Here is a 4,539-nt window from a genome sequence, read left to right on the forward strand (position 1 = left end):
GAGGTACAAAATAAATAAAGACCTACTAAATGTTCAAAGTGAACTCAATAGTATTCTAAGTAAAATGGTTGCAGTAGAGCTCAGAGATTATAAAAGAGAGTATATTGGAAGTGTAAAAGTATTTTAAACTATTTAAAAAAACTATTCAAACAAGAGTATTGTGATTGCATGTCTAGAAGAAATAGCATATAATAAAGGTTAGATAGATGATAAACAACTTTTAAAACTAAGTGATTCTCTAAAGAAAACAGGTTGTGGAGAGTATTTACTTAGTCTAGTAAATTAAATTGTTTTGGCAAAATTAGACGATAGATTTTAAGGGGAGGAATATGTTTAAAAGTTTAGAATTAAATAATTTTAAAAAATTCCAAAAACTAAATTTTGAAGAGCTTTCACAAATAAATATAATTGTAGGTGAAAATAGTATAGGAAAAACAAGTATTCTTGAAGCGATAGGAGCTACTTGTGATTTATATAGTGAAAAGAATTTTTTGGAAGTTTTACTAAAAAGATACGGGAATACAAATTATCTTTTTAGAGTTGAAAATATGTTTAACAAAAAAAATTCTAGTGATGAAATATTAATAAAATTTAAAATAGAGAATGAAATTAATTCTATAAAAGTAAGAAAAAGAGTTGTTGAGAAATTAATAGAAACAAATGACACTAAAAATATGGAAGTTATTTTAAAAAGTTTGATAGCAGAGGCATTAAAAGATAATTTAGAAAAGTTAGTCAGTGCTGCAACAACAGATTCAAAAGAAGAAGAGAAAGAGATTTTTGATAAAGTTGAAAGTGGATTAGAAAAAAAATTAGCCAAAGAGTTAGCAAAAAAAACAGAGCTAGAATTAATGGTAAGTTTAAACAGAAAAAAAAGAACAATAAAGATAAACGATTATGAAAATATTGTTACAGATAGCAGTAAAGTAAATAAAGGTGTTACTAAAGATATAAAATACTCTTTTTTAACAACTTTAAGTTATTTAACTGGAGATTATGAAGAAAATACTTTAACATCACTAATAAATAATCAAAAGAAAGAGGTAGTTCTGGAGATTTTAAAATATTTAGAGCCAAATGTTATAGATATAAACTACTCTCCAATTTTGAAAGAGTACGAGTTAACTTTATTGAAAGATATAAAATATAATTTACCAATAAGTTTTTTTGGAGATGGATTAAAGAAAACTTTAGTATTATTTTCTCATATTTATTTTATCAAGGATGGGATTTTATTAATTGATGAAATTGAAACAGGGATGCATAAAAATATGCTTTCAAAAATTTATAGGATATTAATAAAGATAGCTCAAGAAAATAATGTACAAATATTTTTGACAACACATAGTTTAGAAGCTATTAGAGCGTTAATAGAAGCACAAGAGGATAAAAATATAATTACATTACATAAAGTTGAAGAGTATGAAGAGGAAATCTTTGTGGATTCTTTTACAGGAAAAAAGTTAGATAAATTAATTTTTGGAATAGGAGGAGATCCTAGATAATGAAATTAAATCTAATATATGTAGAAGGTATGCACGATTTAGGAGTAATATCAGATATATTAAAGGAGTCAATTGGAGAAAGAATTAAACACATAGATGATTTACCAGAAGAGGGAAAAGTTTTTATACCAACTAATTATCCTTTAGAAGATGGAAAGTTAGATAGAATTTTACCAATTCCTGATTTTTTTAAAAAAGATGATAGTTTGGTTGCCTTAATCAAAGCAAATGGTGAAAATAATATTTTAAATACAATTGATTCTCATCTGTTTAAAATAAAAGCTTTATCATTGAAAGAGTTGAAAAAAATAAATAAAGTTGTGATATTTATAGATGGAGATGATAAAAATAGAGTAGATAAAATTAAAACCTTTATTGCTGATTATAGTAGAGGGGAAGATGGGATAATTGTTGAAGTTAAAGAAAGTTATTTAGGGATAGAAAAAGGCGGTAATATTTCATTGGATATCTATACTTTTCCAAATAATAAAGATGAAGGAGTTCTAGAAGATATTTTATTGGAGTGTATTGAAGATATGTATACAGATGAGGCAGAGAGTTTTGTAAGTAAAGTTGAGATATCTTGTGATAGAACAAAAAAGCTTCTGAGTAAAGGAAACTCTAATAGAAAGAAAGCTATAGTCTCGTGTGTAGGAAATGTAGTAGTAGAACCATCATCAAGTGGAAGTGTATATATTGGTAAAAGTAAGTGGATAAAAAATAATTTAAAAACTAATGAGAGATTACAAAAAATAAAACTATTTTTGGATGAAGTTTTAGAATTATCTAAATGAAATTGTTATAGATTTTTACAGAAAAAAGTTAGATATTGTTTTATCTGACTTTTTTCATTTTGAGTATGATATAATCATAGAAAAAAGGTAGGTGATTTTATGATAAAAGGGTTAGTGGTAATAGAACCAAAAATATATAGTGACGATAGAGGTTTTTTTTATGAGTTTTTTAATAGACAACAACTTTTAAAATATGGAATAGATGAGGAGTTTGTACAAGGGAACCATTCTAAAAGCAGTTTTGGAGTATTGAGAGGGTTACATTTTCAAACTAAACAGGCTCAAGGAAAACTCATAAGAGTGTTAAGGGGAGAGATTTTAGACGTTGTTGTAGATTTAAGAAAAAATAGTGAAACTTTTGGGAAGTATTTTAAGATAGTTTTAAGTGAAAACAATAGAAAAATGCTATTTGTACCAAAAGGTTTTGCACATGGTTTTTTAACATTGCAAGATAATACAGAGATAGAGTATCTGTGTACAGACCTCTATTCTCCAGATTTTGATTCAGGGGTTATGTGGAATGATGAGGATTTGAATATAGATTGGGAACTAGAAAAGTATGGCTTGAATGAAGACAAGCTGATAATATCTCAAAAGGATAAACGTCAGCAAACACTAAAAGAGTTTATAGAGAGGGGTGTGAGATAAGTTGATACTTATAACAGGTGGAGCAGGGCAGTTAGCTACAGAGTTTCAAAGGTTTTTTAAGAAAAACAGTATAGATTTCTTAGCACCAAATAGACAGGAGCTAGATATAACAGATTTTGATAAAGTAAGAGATTATATTATAAAAAATGATGTAGATTTAGTTATAAACTGTGCTGCATATAATTTAGTTGATGGGGCTGAAGAGGAAAAAGATTGTGCATATATGATTAACGCCTATGCAGTTGAAAATTTAGCTAAAATTTGTAGAGAGAAAAAAATAGAGTTTGTAACATATTCTACAGATTTTGTTTTTGATGGGGCTAAGGGTAGTGAATACACTGAAGAGGATGAGATAAACCCACTGTCTGTCTATGGTCGGAGTAAAGCTTTAGGAGAGAGATTAGCTTTAGAAGAGAATAGAAGAACTTTTATTTTTAGAGTGTCTTGGGTTTTTGGCGAAGAGGGAAAAAACTTTATAGAGCAGGTAAAAACTTGGGCTAATACTAGAGAAAGTATAAAAATAGCTACAGATCAAGTGTCATCTCCCACAAGTACAAAGGATATAGTTGATATAACATGGAAGGTATTAAACTTAAAAAGTAGGGAGTATGGAATATATCATATAAGTGGCGATGGAGAAACATCTCGTTATGAACAAGGAAAGTATATTTTAGAAAAATTAGGATATACAGGAAAAGTTTTAGAAGGGAAGTGTTTAGATTTTACCTCTTATGATATTAGACCTAAATATTCAAAGCTAAGTAGTAAGAAAGTAGAGAGTATTTTAGGAGTTAAGATACCTAGTTGGAAAAGTCGTGTCGATGAATACTTAAAAGTTGGGAAAACTTATTTAGTGACAGGTGGAGCAGGATTTATTGGTGCTAACTTTGTTAAATATATGTTAGAAAAATATGAGGATATAAAGTTAGTTATTCTAGATAAACTGACTTATGCAGGAAATCTTGGAACAATAAGAGAGGAGTTAAAGGACTCTAGAGTTTCTTTTGTTAAAGGAGATATCTGTAACCGTGAATTAGTTGAAAATATATTTATGCAGCATGACATAGATTATGTTGTAAACTTTGCAGCGGAGAGTCACGTGGATAGAAGTATTGAAAATCCACAGATTTTCTTAGAAACAAATATACTTGGAACACAAAATCTAATGGAAGTTGCTAAAACTTTTTGGACAGTTGGGAAAGATTCAAATGGATATCCAATCTATAAAGAGGGAAAAAAATTCCACCATGTTTCAACAGATGAGGTTTATGGAAGTTTATGTAAAGACTTTGATATTCCAAGAGAACTTATTTTAGATGAGACTGTGGCAAAAATTGCAACTGGAAGAAAGAATATTCAAACTTATGGAGAGAAGATGTTTACAGAAACTACTCCACTAGATCCAAGAAGTCCATACTCAGCATCTAAAACAGCATCTGATATGATAGTTATCGCTTATGGAGAAACATATAAGTTTCCATTTAATATAACAAGATGTTCAAATAACTATGGGCCATATCACTTCCCAGAGAAGTTAATTCCGCTAATTATTAAAAATATTTTAGCTGGAAAGAAACTTCCTGTTTATGGAA

The 4,539-nt window shown here is 28.5% G+C and carries 4 protein-coding genes and 1 pseudogene; all 5 read left to right on the forward strand.

All coding sequences use genetic code 11. From position 1 onward, the window contains the following. Positions 1-329 precede the first annotated feature (329 nt). Positions 330-1,505 carry an AAA family ATPase gene (locus ACRC8M_RS02605; protein ID WP_438527717.1) on the forward strand — a complete coding sequence of 392 codons (1,176 nt, stop codon included), beginning with the start codon at positions 330-332 and terminating at the stop codon, positions 1,503-1,505. Then, a complete protein-coding gene (locus ACRC8M_RS02610) occupies positions 1,505-2,299 on the forward strand; it encodes a DUF3226 domain-containing protein (protein WP_438527718.1) in 795 nt (264 codons plus the stop codon). The genes ACRC8M_RS02605 and ACRC8M_RS02610 overlap by 1 nt, the downstream gene beginning before the upstream one ends. Positions 2,300-2,398: 99 nt before the next feature. Beyond that, a complete protein-coding gene (gene rfbC, locus ACRC8M_RS02615) occupies positions 2,399-2,947 on the forward strand; it encodes a dTDP-4-dehydrorhamnose 3,5-epimerase (protein WP_438527719.1) in 549 nt (182 codons plus the stop codon). Position 2,948: 1 nt separating this feature from the next. Further along, a pseudogene (gene rfbD, locus ACRC8M_RS02620) lies at positions 2,949-3,722 on the forward strand (dTDP-4-dehydrorhamnose reductase); the annotation flags it as partial. 123 nt (positions 3,723-3,845) lie between these two features. Beyond that, positions 3,846-4,539 (forward strand): dTDP-glucose 4,6-dehydratase (locus tag ACRC8M_RS02625; protein ID WP_438527720.1); only part of this gene is annotated, 694 nt, incomplete at its 3' end.

The organism is Cetobacterium sp., from assembly GCF_051653945.1.
GTDB lineage: Bacteria > Fusobacteriota > Fusobacteriia > Fusobacteriales > Fusobacteriaceae > Cetobacterium_A.